Raw genomic sequence first — 18,894 nt, forward strand, 5'->3', positions numbered from 1 at the left:
CTGACAGCGCACCCGCGGCGCCGGGCCGCGACGGCGACACGCCGCGCGACCCCCTCGTCGTCTCCGTCCGACCCGACCCGGCCGCGGTCGCACGCCAGCGGCCCGGCTACCGGGCGGACCTCGCCGCGGGCCTCGACCGGTTCTTCGAGCCGACCCAGCGGACCTGCCCCTGGTGCGGCGGGCCGAACATCAGCCTGCGCATGCGCGGCCGGGAGGTGGCCCAGGGCAAGCCCGGCGTCTTCCGGGTCGATCGCTGCGCGGACTGCGGCCACACCTTCCAGAATCCGCGACTCAACTCCGACGGTCTCGACTTCTACTACCGGGATTTCTATGACGGCCTCGGCGCCGCCACGATGGAGGAGGTTTTCGGGCACAGCGACGAGCCGTACCTCGCCCGGGCCCGCCAGCCGATCCCGACACCGCGCACCTGGCTGGACGTCGGCGGCGGCCACGGGCACTTCTGTAACTCGGCGCGCATCGTCTGGCCGTCGACCCGCTTTGACGCCCTGGATATCGGCGCCGGCATCGAGGAGGCGGCGCGGCGCGGCTGGGTGGACCACGCCCACCGCGGCTCCTTTCCCGATCTCGCCGGGGAGGTGAAGGGCCGTTACGACGTGATCAGCATGTTCCACTACCTGGAGCACACCCGGGATCCCCGCGCGGAGCTGGACGTCGCCGCGACGGTGCTTGATCCCGGCGGTCATCTGCTGATCGAGGTGCCCAATCCCGACAGTGCGGCGACGCGTTGGTACGGCAGCCTCTGGCCCGGCTGGCTGATTCCCCAGCACCAGCACCTCATTCCGGCCGGAAACCTCGTCGAGGCACTTCAGGAACGCGGATTCGAGGTGCTGGAAACGGCGTTCGGCGAGACCCACCAGAAGGGCGATCCCGTGATCGCCACCTACGGCCTGCTGCAGCGGCTCGCACCGTCGCCGGCACTGCCCTGGCGCGAGGTCGACCATCCCGGTCGGGGCTGGGCGGCGCGTGTCCTGGCGATCGCGGCGCTGGCCCCGGTCTTCGCCGCGGGTCTGGTCGTCGACGGGCTCAGCCGGCCCTACCTCACGTCCGGGACCAGGTCCAACGCCTACCGGATCCTCGCCCGCCGGCTCTGACCCCGGGAACGCGCAGGGACCCCGGGAACGCGCAGGGACCCCGGGAACGCGCAGGGACCGGGAACGCGCAGGGACCGCGGGGGACGGCTGGGACCAACGCAGCGACGCGCGGGCCGGCATCGGCCGCACTGACCCGCGACCACCGAGCACCTGACGTAGCCTTCCGGCGACGGAGGGGGACGTCGGATGTGGCCTACCAGGACGCGCTGGACCTCCACGCCCACGCGCGGCGCGGCCCTGCGGTGGCCGGCGGCCAGCGCGCTCGCCGTCTGCGTCCTGGCGGCCGGCTGCGGCGATGGGTCGCCGATCCCTGCCGCCCCAGCACCGACGGTGCGGCCCACAGCCACCAGGCCCGCGCCCGCGCCCGAGACCCGCCGATCTCTCGTCGCCCACGCGCTGGGCGCCGAGATCACCTGGTTCCGGGCACCGGAATCCGACTCGCCCGGCGCAACGCTGGCGAACCCGAACCGTCAGGGCGTGCCGCTGGTCTTCGCCGTCGAATGGCGCCAGCCAGGTTGGCTGCGGGTCCGCCTGCCGATCCGCCCGAACGGGATGTCGGGATGGCTGCGGGCAACGGATGTCAGCCTCAGCGAGACGCCCTACGACCTGCTGGTGGACCGCTCGGAGCACCGCCTGACGGTGTCCCGCGACGGCCGGGTCCTCGTCCGGCTGCCGGTCGGCATCGGGACGGGTGGCACGCCGACACCCGCCGGCGACTTCTACCTGACGGAACTGCTGCGGCCGGCCAACCCGCGGGGCCCATGGGGACCGTACGCGTTCGGTCTGTCCGGCTTCTCGGACGTGATCACACAGTTCAACGGGGACGACGGGATCATCGGCCTGCACGGCACGAACCGGCCGGATCTCATCGGCACCGACGCGAGCCTCGGCTGTATCCGACTGCGCAATGAAGACATCGAACGACTGGCGGGAATGCTGCCGCTCGGTACACCGATCTCCATCACGGGCTGAACCGTTTTCTGCCGCCGTCCAGGGCACCGAGGTGGTGTTCCGGCGCCGACCGCCCATTCTCGCCGCGGCAGGGCGCGGCGCCACGACCTGCCGCAGCGCGGCGCCGGTTCGTATTTGCTGAAAGTGCGGGGTGCCGCGGCTAGGCTCCCCGCATGACGGGTTACCATCTGGCCCAGGTGAACATCGCCCGAGTGCGCGCCCCGCTCAACTCGGCCGCGCCGGATGACCTCGTCGCCGGCCTCGCGCCGATGGCCGACCCCGACGGACAGCCCGGTTTCGTCTGGCGCCGCCCGCCCGAACCTCGCGCCGCCGCCGTGCACACCTTCCGGTTGGAGTCCGCGTCCCAGCTGACCGCGATCGTGAATCTGACGGTGTGGAAGTCGGTGGACGCGCTCGCCGACTTCGTTCTGCATCAGGGCCATGGTGCGTTCCTGCGCCACCGCCGCGACTGGTTTTACCCGACGGCCCGGACCACGAACGCCCTGTGGTGGGTGCCCGCCGGGCACGAGCCCGATCCGCCGGAAGCCGAGGAGCGGGTGCGCCACCTGCGCACGCACGGACCGACGGCGACAGCGTTCACCTTCCGGCTGACCTTCCCGCCGCCGGACCGGCGGATCTCCCTGTTACAGGGGGGCGGCGGGCTGGACAGGATCGAGCACTCCGCCCCGGCCGCCGTGGAGCCGGACGACGGAGACGCGATCGCGCCGCGGACGCTGGCCGCCGGCGGCTGAGCCCACGGCCGGCCGCGCGTGCCGGTCAGGACGCCGTCGTGTCCTCCCGGTCGATCCAGTCCTCCTGGTCGATCCAGCCGGACACGATCGTCCCGAACACCGACGGGTCCTCACCCCGGTTCCAGAACGCCGTCGCGGCCTGCACGGCCACCGCACCCGCACGCAGGTACTCGGCGGCGTCACGGCCGTCGGACACCCCACCGACGCCGACGATGTCGACGGTGTGCGGCAGCAGCCGGCGCAACTGGCGGACCTGCCCGAGACCCACCGGTTTGAGCGCCGGCCCGCTCAGCCCGGCCAGCTCCACCTCGACGACCGGGCGATGGTCGGCGTCGCCGACGTAGGCGTTCGGGAACGTGTTCACCGCGGTGACGAAACGCGGTCCCGCGGGCTGACCGGCCCGCGCCCCCAGCACGCCGGCGAGGTCCGCCAGCGCCACCGGGTCGGAGAACGGGGAGATCTTCACGCCGTACGGGACGGGCGCCCCGGAGCCGGCCGCCGGCCGGTCGAGCAGCGCGGCGCCGACCACGTCGCAGACCTGCGCGGTCTGCCCCGGGTCGAAGCAGGCGATGCGCTTCTGGGCGCCGCCGTCCCAGACGTTCGGGCAGGCCAGATTGACTTCGATGAGGTCGACCCCGGACGCGGCGGCGACCTCGGCGAGCTGGCGGTACTCCGCGACGGCGAAGCCGGCGAGGCTGACGATGAGCGGCTTGCCGGCGGCATGGGCGCTGGCGACCATCCGCGGTAGCTGCTCGCGGTAGTAGTCCAAGCCCCGGTTGGGCAGGCCGAGGGCGTTGAGCGAGTAGTTCTGGCCGGCCCAGTAGACGTTCCCCGGGTTCCCGGGGCGCGCCCGCAGGGTGATCGAGCCGACCACGATCGCGGCGACCGCCGAGCGGGCGAAGGTATCGACATCGTCGGCCGACTTGCAGGTGCCGGCGGCGTTCATCACCGGATGTTCCAGGGGGACGCCGGCCAGCGTGGTCACGCCGCGGGCCCGGGTCGCGTGGGCACGCTCACCGCGCCGGCTTCAGGCGGCGGCGCCCGGCAAGGCGTTCGCGATGCCGGTCGATCGCCTTCTGATAGACCTCGACCCGCCGAACGGCGATCCGCCGCGGCTCGAGTTCGGCGGTGCCGACCCGGCCGCGGGCGCCCACCGTGGCGGCGAGTTCCGGGTCGGTGAGGTAGGGCTCCAGGCCGTCGGCGAGGGCGCGCGGGTCCTCCGGCGGCACGACCGTGCCGCCCTCCCACTTCGCGACCCAGGTGGCGACGCCGGTCGTCGCGGTGGCCACGACGGGGCGGCCGGAGGCCATCCCCTCCAGGCCGGCGATCGAGAAGCTCTCGAACCGACTGGGCACGACCACCACCCGCGCCTCCTCGTAGGCCTTGACCAGCTCCGGCCGGCTGAGGTGGCCGGTGAACCGGTAGGCGACGCCGAGCTCGACCGCCCGGCGTTCCAGCCAGGTACCGGTCGGGACGCCGTCAATGACGCCGGAGGACTGGCCGGCGAACACGACGGTGGGTGCCAGCCCGCGCTCCTTGAGCAGCGCGGCGGCGTCGAGGAGCACGTCGAGGCCCTTGCGCCACTCCAGCCGGCCGACGACGAGCATCGTCTGGTCGGTGCCCCGCACCGGGGCGACCTGCGCGTAGGACGAGCGGTCGAACGGGTAGGGGATGACGTCGGCGTCGGTCGTCTTCTTCAGCCAGCCGAAGTCCCGCAGCGTGGTGACGATCAGCTCGGACGGCGCGGTGCGCGCGTCGGCGCGCAGCGCGGAGAAGCGGTCGATCCGGTCGGCCAGGGCGCCGCGGCCGTGCAGCTTCCCCTCCCGGAGCCGGACATCCATCATCGTCGGCGTGTGCAGGTGGATCACCAGGGGGACGTCACGCTTCATGGCGATCCGCAGGCCGCGGGTCTCGCCGTCCTGGGTCTCGATGACATCCGGGCGCAGGTTCAGCCGGCGCAGCCAGAACGCGTACGAGATCGCGAGGACGAAGCGCAGCGCGAGGGAGTCACGGGGGTGGTTCGCGCCCTGCAACGGCCGGCCCAGCGCGCCGAGGTATCGGCTGACCGGCAGGCGCAGCAACGGCCGGCGGTGCACCTGGACGCCGTCGTGGTCCTCGTCGGTGCGCCGGCGGCCCTGCGCGCAGACGATGTGGACCCGGTGGCCCAGCGCGACCAGGGCATGGGCGATGTCATGCGTGTAGACCCCCGCCCCATCCCAGATGATCGGCGGGTACTGCTCGCACAAAAATACGATCTCCATACCCATCCCCCACGGCGGCTAACTCCGGCGGGCTCACCTTAGCGCCCGTCAATGGACTGACCACATGGGGTTTCCGCCACTGTGGCCGCCTCTACGGGGTGGTCGACGCCCCGGCCGCGCGCGCCCACTTCCCCACCTGACCTGCACTTTCGTACCGACCGCAAAGGCCGTCGTGCGCGGTCCCGGCCGCCACCGCCGACGAGCTTCGAAGGACACCGGACGGACAGCGGGCCCACATTCCACGCGCAGGCCGCGATGACTGTGGCCTCGCCGTGGTACCGCAACAGTCAGGCGAGGTCGACGGATTGCCCGGCCCCCTCGTCACCGGGCGCGCAGGGGCGGCGTCCCACCTCGCCGCCCACGCCGTGACCGGCCGGCGGCGGTGCGGCGCGGCCCGCGCACTGCTGGGAGCCAGCGCTACCGGCCACGAGGGAGCCATTGGGCGGGGTTGACCGGCCCGCACGCGGGTCGAAAAGTCGGTAGCGGGGGTCCCGCGTGTCCGGACCGAAGGCGGCCGCCGCGCCGATCACGGCTGCGAACAGCCCCAGCAGCAGGAGTTCAGGCATCGTTCGGCCCGCCCGCGCACAGGAGGTCGACGACGGGTAGCGGCGCCCCACCAAGGATGAAAGCGCTATTATCATTCTTCATGGTCAACGATAGCAGTGTCGACCGCGTGGCCGCGGAGCTTCGTCGACTTGCGGACAGCGGAGCCGTCGGGGAGAAGCTGCCGAGCACCCGCGCCCTGCAGCTGCGCCTCGGTGTGGGCCCGGTGACCGTGCAGCAGGCGCTGGGCCGGCTGGTCGCCGAGGGCCGGCTGGTGACCAGGCCCGGGGCGGGCACCTTCATCTCGGCACGCCAGGCGGTGCGGGTCGGCGACACCGACTGGCAGCAGGTCGCGCTCGGCCCGAGCCCCGTGCACTCCGCCGGCGTCGACACGATCTTCCAGGCCGCGGACACCGCCGGCTTCCAGCTCGGTGCCGGGTACCTCGACGCGAGCCTGCGGGCGGACGGCCGTCTGTCCGCCGCCGTCAGCCGGGCCGCGCGCCGGCCCGACGCCTGGGCCAGCCCACCCACCGCGGGGCTGGCGGAACTGCGCAGCTGGTTCGGCCGCTCACTCGGCGCCGACCCGGAGAACGTCCTGGTCACGGCGGGCAGCCAGGGTGCGCTGTCGGCGGCGTTCCGGGCGATCCTGCCCGCCGGCCAGCCGGTGCTGTTCTCGACCCCGACCTACCCCGGCGCGCTCGCCGTCGCCCGCAGTGCGGGACTGGTACCGATCCCGGTGCCCGGCGACCACGACGGCATCCGGCCCGAACTCCTGCGGGGCGCGTTCGCCCGCAGTTCCGCCCGCCTGCTGGTGATCCAGCCGACCTACGCCAACCCGGACGGCAGCGTCCTCGCCGCGTCCCGGCGCGCCGAGGTGCTGGAGACCTGCCGGGCCGCCGGAGCGTTCGTCATCGAGGACGACTACGCCCGCTGGCTCGGCTTCGCCAACACCCCGCCGCCCCCGCCGCTGTCGCAGGACGACGACCGGGGCCAGGTCATCACGATCGTGTCGCTGACGAAGATTCTCGCCCCGAGCCTGCGGGTCGGCGCGGTGATCGCCCGCGGCCCGGTGATGAGCCGGATCGCGGCGATGCGGATCGTCGACGACTTCTTCGTCTCCCGCCCGCTGCAGCACACCGCGATCGAGCTGGTCAGCGGGCCCGCGTGGGCGGCACAGCTCCGGTCGGTCGGGGCGGCCCTGCGCCAGCGGGCGACGACACTGGTCGCCGCCCTCACCGAGTACCTGCCCGACTGTTCGTTCACCGCGCCGCGCGGCGGGGTGAACGTCTTCCTGCGGCTGCCGCCGGGCGTCGAGGACCTCGTCGTCGCGCGCGAGGCGGCACGCCTCGGCGTAGCCGTGCTGCCCGGCCGGTACTTCACCATCGGCGAGCAGGCATCCGCTCACCTGCGGTTGTCCTACGCCGGCATCCGCGCCGAGGAGATCCCCGCGGCCGTCCGCCTGCTCGCCGAGGCCCTGCGGACAGCCGCCGGGCGCGTGGGCTGACGCCCTGGCCAGGCCCCGCCGGCGTCACAGCCCCGCCGCGTTCCCGTCGGAGAGCAACTGCCCTCCGGGGCTCAACGGGGCGGGCACCGGACGGTCGGTGCCCGCGACGGCGCGCCAGAGCATGGGCACGACCAGGGCCGAGGCCAGCAGCGACGCCGCGGCCAGGACGAAGGGCAGCCGGTGGTCGACCGCGAACAGCGCCCCCGACGCGACCGACGCGACCACCGTCGTGGCGGTCTGCGTCGTCGCGAACAGCCCCTGGCCGCGCCCCGCGAGGCCGGCCGTGGCGCTCTCCTGGGCGAGCAGCGACTGCGCCGCCGGCCGGCTGACCGAGAGCAGGACACCCTCCAGACAGCCGACCAGCAGGATGACGGACAGCACGGGCAGGAACGGGTAGCTGGCGACCGCCGCGGCACGCAGCGCCACGCTCACCACGACCAGCACCCGGCGGTCATGGTGGTCGACGAGCCAGCCGGCCGGCCAGGCGAACAGCAGGTAGGGCAGGCCGAACAGGGTGAAGGTCAGGCCGATGACAGCGGTCGACATCCCCTCGCGGCGCATCAACAGGCTCCAGCACGTCTCGTACACGCCACTGGTGAGCCCGTCACTGGCCGCGACGACAAGCAGGCCCGCCATGCCCGGGGTGAGCAGCCGGCCGGCTCTCGACCACACCCGGGACCGGCCGCGCGGTGGGTCCCGGTCATCCGGCAGCCCGCGGCGAACGCCGGCGCCACCGGCACCGGTCGTGGTGGCGAGCACCGTCGCCGGCAGTAGCCACAGGACCGGCAGCGAGGCCAGCACCCCGGCGGCTCCGCTGGCGAGGAACAGCGCGTCCAGGTGCTTTTCGCCGGCGAGGCCGCCGAAGAGCGGGCCGATCGTGACTCCGAGCAGCTGCCCGGTGTAGACGGCGCTGAAGGCCCGGCCTCGCATGCCCGGGGCCACCGCGGTGGCGACCGCCGTCAGCGTGGCCACCTCGAAGGCTCCCGCCCCGGCACCCTGCAGCACCCGCGCGGCCGACGCCGCCTCCACCCCGGTCGACAGGTACAGGCCCAGGCACCCGGCGGCGTAGCCGGCCAGGCCGACGAGCAGCACCACCCGGTGCCCGTGGATCGCGCTGGCCCGCCCCGCCAGGTACTGCGACAGCAGCGCGCCGAGGAAGAACGCCGCCATCACCACGCCGATACCGGCGGCGGGGACGTCGCGGCCCTGCAGGTACAGCGGCAGCAGCGGCGCGATCGCGAACGACCCGAGCCACTGCAGCAGGGTCGCGACGGTCAGGACCGCCAGCAACCGGCCGGCGCCGCCCCGCGGCGTCCCGGCCGGCGCCGCGTCAGCCCGACTCACCACAGGGTCCTATCTCCCACGACGCAAGCCCGCAACTCGGACACCATCCCGCGGGCTGGGGCGCACCATCGCGGGAAGGAGCTTCTCGTCGACCCGTATGGGGCCCTCGAAGCGCCGGTACGAGAAGGAGGGACAGATGTCTGTTCGCCCGAGGACGGTGCCCGCCGACCCGGCACCCGGTGCGGTTCGCCCACCGGACCGGGTGGACTCGTTCGCCGCGAAGATGGCGTTCTACCGCTCGCAGCACACCAGCCGGGGGATTCGGCTGACCCATCTCGTCGGCATCCCCGGGGTGGCTTTCGCGCTGCCCCTGGTGGTGGCCAGGCCCCGGGTGGGCGTGGCGATGTTCGCCGCGAGCTGGGCCGTGCAGGTCGCCGGGCACGCGCTGTTCGAGCACAACAGGCCGGTGCTGACTCGCGGTCCGCTGACCTACCAGCTGTGCGGGCTGGCCTACTGGTGCGAGGAGGTCGCCGAGCTGCTCGCCGGGCGCGGGTTCGACGCCGGGCCCGGCGAGCGCGGTTGACCGCTCAGCCGCGTGCCCTACGCCCGGCGGGGACCTGGGGGGCCGCCGGGTGGATGCCGGTGTCGCCGGGTCCCGCGGCCGCGCCGGCGATCCGGGTCACCTTGGGCTCGATGCGGCGCAGCATGAGCGCGGTCAGGGCGAGCGCCACCACGCAGATCACGACGCCAAGCCCGACGTCCGTCAGCCAGGTCTGAGCGTTGTGGTCCCAGAACGTGTCCGGCGGGTCGTTGCGCAGGGCCGGGTTGCCGAGCTTGGCGGTGGTGTTGAGGTCGTCGGTGCTGGCCAGCGCGGCGAAGCCCCAGCGGGACGGGACCAGGAAGCTGATCTGCTCCAGCACCAGCCGACCCGTCATCGACGTCAGCCCGCCGGAGAACACCAGCTGACCCATGGTGACCAGGACGAGGATCGGCATCGCCTTGTCGGCGTTGTCGATCAGCGAGGACACGAACAGACCGATCATCATCGACGCCAGCGCACCGACGATCACCGCCACCAGGCATTCCAGCAGCGGCGAGCCGAGCACCACGGCCTCCGGTGGAGTCCGCCCGGTGATAGCGATCAGGGTGAACACGACGCACTGCAGGGTGGTGATGATCGACAAAAGTATGATCTTGGAGCCGAGGTAGGCCGTCCGGGACAGCCCGATCGTCCGTTCCCGCCGGTAGATCGCCCGTTCCTTGACGATCTCGCGGACGGAGTTGGCCATCCCCATGAAGCAGGCACACAGCACCAACACCACGAGGACCTTCGCCGCGCCGGCGTTCGGTCTGTCCGGCAGCGGGCCCAGGCCGTCCGGTGACTGCAGGATCCGCGGGACGATGCCGAGCAGGAACGGGTACGCGACGATCAGCCGCAGGTAGGACCGGTCGGCGAGGACCACCCGCCAGTAGCGTCGGGTGAGCGTGCTTAGCTGCGAGAGCACCGGTTGCTGGCGGATGCTGGGCAGCTCCGGCGGCGCCTTGCGGACCGCCGGCGCCACCACGGCGGAGGGCACGAAGAACTCCGACGCCCGGAATCGGGCCGCCATCTGGTCGCCCGGGGTCGCCTCCAGCTCCCGGAACACGGCGGCGAACTCGCGGAAGTCCTGCTTGCCGAAGAAGCGCAGCGCGCCGTCGGCGGGTCCGAAGTAGGCGACGTGACCGCCGGGCGCGAGCACCAGGATGAAGTCGCACAGGTCCAGGAACAGCACGCTGTGGGTGACGACGATGACTGTGCGGCCGCTCTCGTCGGCGGAGCCGGCACCGCCGCCCTTCGCCAGGCCCTGCAGCGTCTCCATGACCGACTGGTCGTTCGCCGGGTCGAGCCCGGAGGTCGGCTCGTCCAGGAACAGCAGCGAGGGCCGGGTCAGCAGCTCCAGCGCGACGCTGGTGCGCTTCTTCTGGCCGCCGGACAGGCGGGCCACGCGGGTGTCGGCGTGCGCGCTCAGGCCGAGCTGGCCGATGACCTCCTCGACCCGGGCCCTGCGCTCCTCGCCGGTGGTGTCGGCCGGGAAGCGCAGCTCCGAGCCGTACAGCAGAGCTTCGCGGACGGTGAGCTGGTCGTGCAGCGGGTCGGCCTGGGGCACATAGCCGATCCGGCGGCGAAGCTCGTCGTACTCGGCGTAGAGGTCCCGGCCGGCGTAGCGGACCGAGCCGCCGTCGGCGGGCCGGAAGCCGGTGAGCGCGTTGAGCAGCGTCGACTTGCCCGCGCCGCTGGGGCCGACCACGCCGAGCAGGGAACGGCCCGGCAGGCGGAAGGTGAGGTCGTGCATGAGCTGCTTGCTGCCGGCAAACACCGACAGGTCCTGCACCTCGAAGGCGACGTCGCCGGAGTCGACGTACTCGACCAGCGAGCTGCCCTCGAGCTGGAACAGGTGGTGCCCGATCGCGATGACGTCGCGCTGGCGGATCGACGCGCGGCTGACCCGGTGGCCGTTGACGAAAGTGCCGTTCGCCGAGTCGAGGTCCACCAGCTCGACGCCGCCGAGGGAGATGGTCAGCTCGGCATGGTGGCGGGAGGCCAGCAGATCGGCAACGGTCACCTCGTTGGTCCGGGACCGTCCCAGGCGCATGCGGCCGGGCACCAGCGGATGCACCCGGCGCCGCGAGTGAACGAGCTCGCTCTGCGTCGTCGCCGGATCCACCGGCCAGGAGCCGGACGGCGGCCCCGCCGACTGGCCCGGCACCCCCGCGCCGGCGGGAATCCGGGCCGGCTCGGCCAGCGCGGTCACCGGCGTCGGCGGCACCTCCACCGGCAGCGCGCCCGAGGCGTACGCCGCGAGGTCCTCCATGGAGATCGGCGCCGAGTCCGGACCGCGGGTCGGCGCGGTCGCCGGGGCGCTCGGCCGACCGGGCAGCAGGACGACCTCCGGGCCGTCCGCGGCGCCCAGGCGCAGCCGGGTCTCGCCGGTGATCTCCTGGTCGCCGAAGCGGCGACCGTCCTGCCACAGGCCGTTGGCGCTGACGTCTTCGATCCGCCAGCCCATCCCGACCGGTTGGAGCACCAGGTGTCGTCGGGACACCCGGCCATCATTGATCACAATGTCCGCCACCCGGGCTCGGCCGATCACGGCGCGCGCGTCACCGTCAAGCGTCACCTCGCCGGCCGGGGTGCTGACGTGAAGCGGGGTCCCAGGCACTTGCATTCTCCCTCGATCGCCAGACGCACCATAGTGTGCCTGGACTCGGGAGATTCGCCCGGCTCCTGTCCAAAAGCTGTCCGAAAGGTGCCGTGGACCGCGTCAGCGGAACTCGCGGCCCAGCCCTTCGGCCTCGTCGGCGTGACCGGTGGTCATTCCTCCGTAGCCGACCGGGCGGGCGTCGCCGTCCGCCACCGTGCCGCTCGAGTCCCGGCCCGTGCCGCTCGAGTCCCGGCCCGTGCCGACGGCGTCCCGCGTCGCGCCGTTCGCCTCGCCGTTCGCGTCGCCGATCGTGATCTCGATGTGCCGGGGCTGGCTACGGCTCGCCTTCGGCAGCGTCACCGTGAGCACGCCATCCGTCAGGCCGGCGGTGACACCCTCGGCGTCGACCTCGCCGGGCAGGGTGACACGGTGTTCGAACCGGCCGAAGCGCCGCGCCCGGCGGCGCGCGATCCCGGCCTTCTCCCGCTCGCGAACCTCGCCGCAGACGTGCAGCTCGTTGTCGCGCAGGTCGATGGCGATGCCCTCGCGGCGCGCGCCGGGCACCTCGAGTTCGACGACGAAGGCGTCGTCGGTCTCCTCGACGTCGATCGGACGCGCCGGGCCCGCCAGCACGCCGAGCGGCCGGCCGGCGCCACCGGCGACGTCGCCGAGCAGACTGCCCATCCGGCTCCAGGTCTCCTCGATCTCACGGAACGGGTCCCAGCGGCTCGCGAGGGCCGTACCCTCGGGGCCGTTGCGCGTGGGGAGCACCATGACGCCACCTCCATCATCAGCTCGTGACCATCGTCAGCTCGTGACCATCGTCAGCTCGCAACGTCGTCGTCGCGACCGGTCCGCCGCCAGACGCGCGGGCGTCACGATCTGCCGCCACCACGACCGTTGTCATCACGATTAGTTAGATTGCAACTACCTTCCGACCTCTACCCGGGTGCGGCCGGCCGGCAAACCGGGGGCAGCCGGCGCGGGCGCCGCCTCCGTCCCCGCGTTGACGGCACCGGTCCTGACCTGGCCGGGCGGGCAGCGCCCTACGCTGGACGCGTGTCCAGCGCGTCGGGCGAGCAGGCCCTCGAACGGGTCATCGCCGCCCGGGTCCGGGAGTACCGGCTCGGCGCCGCGCTGTCCGTGGCCGAGCTGGCGCGGCGCACGGAGATGTCCAAGGCGATGCTCTCGAAGATCGAGAACGCCCAGACCTCGTGCAGCCTGTCCACCCTGAGCAGGCTCGCCGCCGGCCTCGGCGTGCCGGTGACCGCACTGTTCCGGGGCGTCGACGACGAGCGGGAGGCGGTGTTCGTACCCGCCGGGCACGGCGCGCGGATCGTCCGGCGCGGCAGCCGGGTCGGCCACCTCTACGAACTGCTCGGCACGCTGCGGGGCGGCCCCCGGCGGATGGAACCGCTGCTGGTCACCCTCAGCGAGGCCAGCGAGGTGTTCCCGCTGTTCCAGCACGAGGGCACCGAGTTCCTCTACGTCCTCGACGGCGTCCTGGAGTACGGCCATGGCGAGGCTCGCTACGTGCTACGCCCCGGCGACGCGCTGATGTTCGACGGCCAGGGCCCGCACGGCCCGGTGCGGCTGCTGGAGCTGCCGATCCGCTTCCTGTCCATCACTGCCTACGGGACGCACGAACCGTCCTGACGCGCCCCGCGCCTCAGCGCATCTGCCCGGCTCCCACGTAGGGATGCGGGCTGACCAGCGGGGCGTTCTCCGCGAACCGGGACAGCCGGAAGTCCGCGGCGGGGATGAGCGGATGGCTGGAGTCACCGTCGACCACGAGATCGGCCACCAGTTCCCCGACCGCCACGGAGATCTTGAAGCCGTGCCCGCTGAACCCGGCGGCGACGATCAGACCGTCGACCGGGGTGATCGAGATGATCGGGTTGTAGTCGGGGGTGACGTCGTAGCAGCCGGCGTAGGACGACGCCAGCGCCACGTCCGGCAGGCCGGGGAACCGGTGGGCGAAACGGCCCACGGCCGTCTCGACGTAGTCGGGGTCGGCGCCGGCGCGGTAGTCGTCGGGGTCGACCCACTGCGGCCGGCTATGGTCGCTGTTGCCGACGAGCAGTTCACCGGATCGCTCGGGCCGCAGGTACTGCAGTCCGACCAGATCAGACAGCACGGGCCGCCCTGCGACCGGCGCACCCGGGGTGACCAGCAGGATCTGCTCTCGCTGGGCGCGCAGCGGCAGGTCCACCCCCACCTGCGCGGCCAGCGCCGCGGACCACACCCCGGCGGCGAGCACGACCGTGCCCGCCGCGATCCGGCTGCCGTCGGCCAGCTCCACGCCGACCGCCCGGTCGCCGTCGGTGAGGATGCGGACCACCGTCGCCCCCTGGCGCACCCGCACTCCCCCGCGCCGCGCCGCCGCCAGGTAGGCGTGACACGTCCGGTAGGCATCGCCGTAGCCGCCGTGCGGCTCGTAGGCGAACGCGGCGAAGTCGCCGAGGTCCGCCTCCGGCCACAGCTCGGCGACCTCGGCCGGGTCAGCGAGCCGGGTGTCGACCCCGACCCCGGCGGCGGCGGCGACGTTCGCCGCGAGCGCCGCGGCGTCCCGGGGACCGACCCCGACCAGGTAACCGACCCGCTCGAACCCGATCCCGCCGGGCACGCCGAGGATCTCGGCGGCGTGGGTGAACAGCCGCACCCCGCACCAGGCCATCACCGCCAGCGACCGCACCCCGTAGTGGCAGCGGACGATGCCGCTGGAGCGACCCGTGCCGCCCGAGCCGACCGTCGCCCGTTCCAGGACGAGCACGTCGCAGACGCCTCGGCTGGTCAGCGCCCAGGCGGTCGCCGCGCCCTCGATGCCGCCGCCGACGATGACGACCTCGGCGCTCGCCGGCCCGCTCAACGGCCCGGGATCCAGTCCGTGCCGGCCAGCGGGACCCGGGCCATCGCCGCCGCCTCCACGGTGAGCGCGACGAGGTCCTCCGGTTCGAGCCGGTGCACGTCGCTCTTGCCGCAGGCCCGGGCGAGCATCGTCGTCTCCATCGCCAGCGCCCGCAGGTAGTTCGCCACCCGCCGCGCCCCGAGCGCCGGGTCGAGCCGGGCGGCGAGCGCGTCGTCCTGAGTGGTGACGCCGACCGGGCAGCGCCCGGTGTGACAGTGGGTGCAGTGCCCCGGCGCGGTGCCGAGCGCGGTGTACTCCGCGCGCACGTCCACCTCGCTCCCGGCCCCCACGTCGGCGTGGGCCTCGCCGGCGGCGGGGAGTCGGTAGGTCGGGGCGTTGCAGCCGAGCGCGATGAGCGGGGCGACGCCGAGGGAGACGGCATCCGCGCCGAGCGCGAGCGCCTTGGCGACGTCCGCGCCGGTCCGGATGCCACCGGAGATGATCAGGCCGACGTCGCCGGTCAGGTCGAGGTCGGCCAGCGCGTCGGCGGCGAGGCGTACCGCGGCGAGGGTGGGGATGCCGGTGTGCTCGATGAACGCGTCCTGGGTCGCCCCGGTGCCGCCCTGCATGCCGTCGACGACGACGACGTCCGCGCCAGCGGCCACCGCGAGGCGGACGTCGTGGTCGACCCGAGTGGCCCCGATCTTGACGTAGACGGGGACCTGCCAGTCAGTGGCCTCCCGGATCTCCTCGATCTTGATCTTCAGGTCGTCGGGGCCGGTCCAGTCCGGGTGCCGGCTCGCCGAGCGCTGGTCGACACCCTCGGGCAGCGTGCGCATCCCGGCCACCCGGGCGCCGACCTTCTGGCCGAGCAGCATCCCGCCGCCGCCGGGCTTCGCGCCCTGGCCCAGCACGATCTCGACCGCATCCGCGGCCCGCAGGTCGACCGGGTTGAACCCGTACCGCGACGGCAGGCACTGGTAGACCAGCGTGCGCGACGCCGAGCGCTCCTCCGGCGTCATCCCGCCGTCCCCCGTCGTCGTCGACGTCCCCACCAGCGACGCGGCGCGACCCAGGGCCTCCTTCGCGTTCGCCGACAGCGAGCCGAACGACATCCCGGCGATCGTGATCGGGATGTCGAGGACGACCGGCCGCCCGGCGCGGCGCCCGCCCAGGACGGTCCGCGTGTCGCAGCGCTCCCGGTAGCCCTCCAGCGGATACCGGGAGGCGCTGGCGGTCAGCAGGAGCAGGTCGTCGAAGTCCGGCACGGCCCGACGGGCCCCCCAGCCGCGGATGGGGTAGCGGCCGAGCTCGGCGCGCTCCCGGATCCCGGCGATCACCGGCGGGCCGAAGGTGTGGTGCGCCGGGCTGGCGTCGAACGCGTCGTCGCCCATCGCGTCGTACCGGGGCATCGTCGACTCCCGTCAGTAGGCGGCGTGCTGGGCGGTGTCGAAGTGGTACAGCGAGCGGGCCGAGGCGACCCGGGTGACGTTCTGCGGGTCGACGTGGTCGAAGCCGGCGTCGGCGGCCAGCGCCCGCACCGCGGCGACGTCCGCCTCTGTCAGGTCCTCGACCCGGGCGTCGGTGCCGAGGCTGCGGACCCGGCCGGCGACATAGATCACCGCCTCGTAGAGCGAGTCGCCGAGCGCCTCCCCGGCGTCGCCGCCGACGAGGATCGTGCCGGCCTGGGCGAGGAACGCGCAGTAGCGCCCCACGTCCCCGGCGACCGCGAGCCGCCCGCCCTTGAGCGAGATGCCGGCCCGCAGCGACGCGTCGCCCTCGACCACGACCAGGCCGCCGTGCGCGCTGGCCGCAGCGCTCTGGCTGGCCGCGCCGCGCACCCGGACCGTGCCGGACATGAGGTTCTCCCCCACTCCCCAGCCGGCCGGCCCGTCGACGTCGACGTCGGCCGCGGCGCTCAGGCCGCCGACGTAGTAGCCGGCGGGGCCGGCGATACGCACCCGGATCGCCCGGCTCAGCCCGACGGCGAGGTTGTGCCGGCCGGCGGGGTTCACCACCCGGGCCCGCGCGCCGTCCGGCAGCGCCCGCAGGGCGGCGTTCACGTGCCGCGTCGACATCACCGCGAGGTCGAACTCGATGTCGTCGGCCCCCTCCGGGCTGCCCGTGCCGTCCGGGCCCGTGCCGTCCGGGCCGCGCACCGCCATGATCAGCTCGCCCACAGGTAGACCTCCTCCGGCTCCGGTTCGTACACGCGTGCGTCGGCCAGGCCGGGCAGGCCGAGTAACGCCCGGTACTCCGAGACCACCGCCACCCACTGGTCGGTCTCGGCGATGATCGCCGGCTTGGCGCCGATCGGGTCCCGCACGACAGCGAAGCTGTCCGCCGTGGTCACGGCGAGGGTGAAGAAACCGTCGAAGGTCGCGGTGAGCCGGCGCAGCGCGGTCGCGAGGTCGTCGCCGGCGCCCAGCCGGGTCGCCAGGTAGCACGCGGCGACCTCCGAGTCGTTGTCCGTCTCGGTCATGACGCCCGCGGCGGCCAGCCGGCGGCGGATCGTCGCGTGGTTGGCGAACGACCCGTTGTGGACGAGGCAGAGCTGCGTACCGCCCAACGGCAGAGCGCCGGGCCGCGCGAGGCTGGCGTCCGCCGCCGGGGCGGTGCCGGCCACGAACGGATGGCAGTGGGCGGCGGTGACCGCGGACTCGGTGGCCATCCGGGTGTGCGCGAGCGCCCGCGACCCCGCCTGGCCGGCCAGGTCGATCCGGTCGGCGAAGGCCAGCGGGTCGCCGACCTCCTTGCGCACCCGCAGGCCGCCGGTGTCGTGGATGGCGACGCCCGCCGAGTCCGGGCCGCGCTCGGCGACGCCGCGCAGCATGCCGGTCACCATCGACCCGAGCCGCTCCCGTAGGGCGGGGTCCAACAGGTGCAGGCCCGCGATGCCACACATGGCGCCTCCCGGCTGATCGGTCCGCGGCGTCGGTCAGAACGCCGTGAGGTAGCGGTCGACCTCCCACGCACCGACCTGGCTGTGCCATTCCAGGAACTCGGCGCGCCGACGGGCGGCGTAGTAGGCGGGAACATCGCCGCCCCCGCCGGCCACGGCCAGCGCCCCGGTCAGCACCGGGTCGGCGAGGAATGCCTCGACGGCGTGCAGCAGGGTCGGTGGCAGTTCGGCGGCGCGGGCGGGCAGCCCACCGACTCCACCGGCGCCGCCGACCGGGCCGGGGTCGAGCCCGGTGTCGACACCGTCGAGCCCGGCGGCGATCAGCCCGGCGATCGCCAGGTAGGGGTTGGCCGCACCGTCCACCACGCGGATCTCCACCCGGTCGCCGTCGGGCACCCGGACGAGGTGGGTCCGGTCGTTGCCGCCGTAGGTCGCCCGGGTCGGCGTCCAGGTGGCACCGGAACTCGGCGGCTGCGCTCCGGTCCGCTTGAACGAGTTCACCGTCGGGGTGAGCAGGGCGAGCAGGGCCGGGGCGTGGCCGAGCACGCCCGCGACGAACGAGTAGGCGAGCTTCGACAGGCCGAGCCCGCGGGGGTCGCCACCGTCGGGGAACAGCGGCTGCTGCCCCGCCCACAGCGACAGGTGCAGGTGCATGCCGCTGCCGGTCAGCCCGCCGAACGGCTTGGGCATGAAGGTCGCGATCATTGCGCGGCGCTCGGCGATCATCCGGACCAGGTAGCGGAAGGCGATGACCCGATCGGCGGTGGTGAGCGCGTCGGCGTGGGCGAAGTTCTGCTCGAACTGGCCGTTGCCGTCCTCGTGGTCGTTGGCGTAGTTGTCCCAGCCGAGGCCGTCCAGCGCCGCGGAGACCTCGGTGAGGTGCTCGTACATGCGGGTGAGGTCGCGGGCGTCGTAGCAGGGCTTCGCCGCCCGGTCGTCGGCGTCGGCGGGCACGATCGAGCCGTCGGCGCCGCGGCGGACGAGGAAGTACTCGCATTCCGCGCCGACCCGCAGGGACATCCCGGCGGCGGCGAGCCGCTCGGTCATCCGGCGCAGGATGATCCGCGGCGCGTACGGCCACGGCTGGCCCTCGACGTGCGGGTCGCACTGCACCATGGCCAGGCCGGGCCGGACGAACGGCAGCGCCACGTACGAGTCGGGGTCGGGGATCGCGATGAGGTCCGGGTCGCCGGGGACCTGGCCGGTGCCGCCCGCGGCGAAGCCCGCGAAGCCGACGCCGTCGGCCTGCGCGCGGTCGAGCGCCGCGGCCGGGACGAGCTTCGCGCACGGCTTGCCGTCGAGATCGACGAAGGTCGCGAGCACGAACGTCGTCCCGTCGGCGGCCGCCCGCTCGGCCAGCGACGAGCCCGCCGAGCCAGATGCCTCGGACACGGCCCACCACCCCCGCGACGTCTCCCCGCATGAACCACCGTCAACTGGCATTCGACGAGAGGTCGATGTCGCGAGAAGGACGCGGTCGTAACGATCCCGTAACGATCAGTTCTGGGAACCCGGCGCCGGCCCGGCCCGCGCGCGGGCCCGCGCGACCGCGGCC

16 protein-coding genes are annotated in these 18,894 nt (G+C 73.6%); 6 read left to right on the top strand and 10 right to left on the bottom strand.

What is annotated here, in order from left to right:
- The 3 genes from MXD58_RS05235 to MXD58_RS05245 all read left to right on the top strand — a co-directional run.
- Window positions 1-1,112: class I SAM-dependent methyltransferase (locus MXD58_RS05235; RefSeq protein WP_250609085.1), on the top strand; the 1,112-nt coding region annotated here is incomplete at its 5' end.
- 330 nt (window positions 1,113-1,442) lie between these two features.
- Window positions 1,443-2,084, top strand: a complete 642-nt coding sequence (locus MXD58_RS05240) for a L,D-transpeptidase (RefSeq protein WP_248838887.1) — start codon at window positions 1,443-1,445, stop codon at window positions 2,082-2,084.
- A 152-nt stretch (window positions 2,085-2,236) separates the two neighbouring features.
- The gene (locus tag MXD58_RS05245; protein ID WP_248838888.1) at window positions 2,237-2,815 is read left to right on the top strand and encodes a DUF3291 domain-containing protein; all 579 of its coding nucleotides are present in this window, start codon (window positions 2,237-2,239) and stop codon (window positions 2,813-2,815) included.
- Between the two features lie 25 nt (window positions 2,816-2,840).
- Here MXD58_RS05245 and MXD58_RS05250 read toward each other — a convergent pair whose 3' ends face one another.
- Both MXD58_RS05250 and MXD58_RS05255 read right to left on the bottom strand, forming a co-directional pair.
- The gene (locus tag MXD58_RS05250; RefSeq protein ID WP_248838889.1) at window positions 2,841-3,800 is read right to left on the bottom strand and encodes a dihydroorotate dehydrogenase; all 960 of its coding nucleotides are present in this window, start codon (window positions 3,798-3,800) and stop codon (window positions 2,841-2,843) included.
- Window positions 3,801-3,828: 28 nt separating this feature from the next.
- A complete protein-coding gene (locus MXD58_RS05255) occupies window positions 3,829-5,076 on the bottom strand; it encodes a glycosyltransferase family 4 protein (RefSeq protein ID WP_248838890.1) in 1,248 nt (415 codons plus the stop codon).
- A gap of 646 nt (window positions 5,077-5,722) precedes the next feature.
- Between MXD58_RS05255 and MXD58_RS05260 the strand changes: the two genes are divergently transcribed.
- On the top strand, window positions 5,723-7,123 hold the full coding sequence (locus MXD58_RS05260; protein WP_248838892.1) for an aminotransferase-like domain-containing protein: 1,401 nt from the start codon (window positions 5,723-5,725) through the stop codon (window positions 7,121-7,123).
- 24 nt (window positions 7,124-7,147) lie between these two features.
- Here the strand turns inward: MXD58_RS05260 and MXD58_RS05265 are convergent, their stop codons facing one another.
- The gene (locus tag MXD58_RS05265; protein WP_248838893.1) at window positions 7,148-8,467 is read right to left on the bottom strand and encodes an MFS transporter; all 1,320 of its coding nucleotides are present in this window, start codon (window positions 8,465-8,467) and stop codon (window positions 7,148-7,150) included.
- A gap of 136 nt (window positions 8,468-8,603) precedes the next feature.
- On the opposite strand from MXD58_RS05265, the gene MXD58_RS05270 reads away from it, so the two are divergent.
- Complete coding sequence (locus tag MXD58_RS05270) at window positions 8,604-8,990, top strand: DUF962 domain-containing protein (protein WP_248838894.1); 387 nt, start codon at window positions 8,604-8,606, stop codon at window positions 8,988-8,990.
- A 4-nt stretch (window positions 8,991-8,994) separates the two neighbouring features.
- Here MXD58_RS05270 and MXD58_RS05275 read toward each other — a convergent pair whose 3' ends face one another.
- Both MXD58_RS05275 and MXD58_RS05280 read right to left on the bottom strand, forming a co-directional pair.
- Entirely contained in the window at window positions 8,995-11,613 is a 2,619-nt protein-coding gene (locus MXD58_RS05275) for an ATP-binding cassette domain-containing protein (protein WP_248838895.1), read from the bottom strand.
- A 96-nt stretch (window positions 11,614-11,709) separates the two neighbouring features.
- A complete protein-coding gene (locus MXD58_RS05280; RefSeq protein WP_248838896.1) occupies window positions 11,710-12,363 on the bottom strand; it encodes an Hsp20/alpha crystallin family protein in 654 nt (217 codons plus the stop codon).
- A 285-nt stretch (window positions 12,364-12,648) separates the two neighbouring features.
- On the opposite strand from MXD58_RS05280, the gene MXD58_RS05285 reads away from it, so the two are divergent.
- The gene (locus MXD58_RS05285; protein ID WP_248838897.1) at window positions 12,649-13,245 is read left to right on the top strand and encodes a helix-turn-helix domain-containing protein; all 597 of its coding nucleotides are present in this window, start codon (window positions 12,649-12,651) and stop codon (window positions 13,243-13,245) included.
- A gap of 13 nt (window positions 13,246-13,258) precedes the next feature.
- On the opposite strand, the gene MXD58_RS05290 is transcribed toward MXD58_RS05285, so the two are convergent.
- The 5 genes from MXD58_RS05290 to glnT are packed head-to-tail and all read right to left on the bottom strand — an operon-like array spanning window position 13,259 to window position 18,731.
- Window positions 13,259-14,458: an NAD(P)/FAD-dependent oxidoreductase gene (locus MXD58_RS05290; protein WP_248838898.1), complete on the bottom strand. Its 1,200-nt coding sequence runs from the start codon at window positions 14,456-14,458 to the stop codon at window positions 13,259-13,261.
- Entirely contained in the window at window positions 14,455-15,849 is a 1,395-nt protein-coding gene (locus MXD58_RS05295; RefSeq protein WP_248838899.1) for an FMN-binding glutamate synthase family protein, read from the bottom strand. Before MXD58_RS05295 ends, MXD58_RS05290 begins: the two co-directional genes overlap by 4 nt.
- Window positions 15,850-15,861: 12 nt before the next feature.
- Entirely contained in the window at window positions 15,862-16,617 is a 756-nt protein-coding gene (locus tag MXD58_RS05300) for a GltB/FmdC/FwdC-like GXGXG domain-containing protein (RefSeq protein WP_248838900.1), read from the bottom strand.
- A complete protein-coding gene (locus MXD58_RS05305; RefSeq protein WP_248838901.1) occupies window positions 16,605-17,342 on the bottom strand; it encodes a class II glutamine amidotransferase domain-containing protein in 738 nt (245 codons plus the stop codon). Before MXD58_RS05305 ends, MXD58_RS05300 begins: the two co-directional genes overlap by 13 nt.
- 33 nt (window positions 17,343-17,375) lie before the next feature.
- Window positions 17,376-18,731, bottom strand: coding sequence for a type III glutamate--ammonia ligase (glnT, locus tag MXD58_RS05310; protein ID WP_248838902.1), 1,356 nt, complete (start codon window positions 18,729-18,731; stop codon window positions 17,376-17,378).
- Between the last annotated feature and the right edge of the window lie 163 nt (window positions 18,732-18,894).

Source organism: Frankia sp. AgKG'84/4, assembly GCF_023242965.2.
In the GTDB taxonomy this organism is placed as follows: Bacteria; Actinomycetota; Actinomycetes; order Frankiales; family Frankiaceae; genus Frankia.

Excerpts from the sequence above, each read along its gene's own strand:
- MXD58_RS05260 (WP_248838892.1), top strand. The coding sequence starts at position 5,723 with ATGGTCAACGATAGCAGTGTCGACCGCGTGGCCGCGGAGCTTCGTCGA.
- MXD58_RS05245 (WP_248838888.1), top strand. The coding sequence starts at position 2,237 with ATGACGGGTTACCATCTGGCCCAGGTGAACATCGCCCGAGTGCGCGCC.
- MXD58_RS05255 (WP_248838890.1), bottom strand. The coding sequence starts at position 5,076 with ATGGAGATCGTATTTTTGTGCGAGCAGTACCCGCCGATCATCTGGGAT.
- MXD58_RS05280 (WP_248838896.1), bottom strand. The coding sequence starts at position 12,363 with ATGGTGCTCCCCACGCGCAACGGCCCCGAGGGTACGGCCCTCGCGAGC.
- MXD58_RS05295 (WP_248838899.1), bottom strand. The coding sequence starts at position 15,849 with ATGCCCCGGTACGACGCGATGGGCGACGACGCGTTCGACGCCAGCCCG.
- MXD58_RS05305 (WP_248838901.1), bottom strand. The coding sequence starts at position 17,342 with ATGTGTGGCATCGCGGGCCTGCACCTGTTGGACCCCGCCCTACGGGAG.
- MXD58_RS05270 (WP_248838894.1), top strand. The coding sequence starts at position 8,604 with ATGTCTGTTCGCCCGAGGACGGTGCCCGCCGACCCGGCACCCGGTGCG.
- MXD58_RS05275 (WP_248838895.1), bottom strand. The coding sequence starts at position 11,613 with ATGCAAGTGCCTGGGACCCCGCTTCACGTCAGCACCCCGGCCGGCGAG.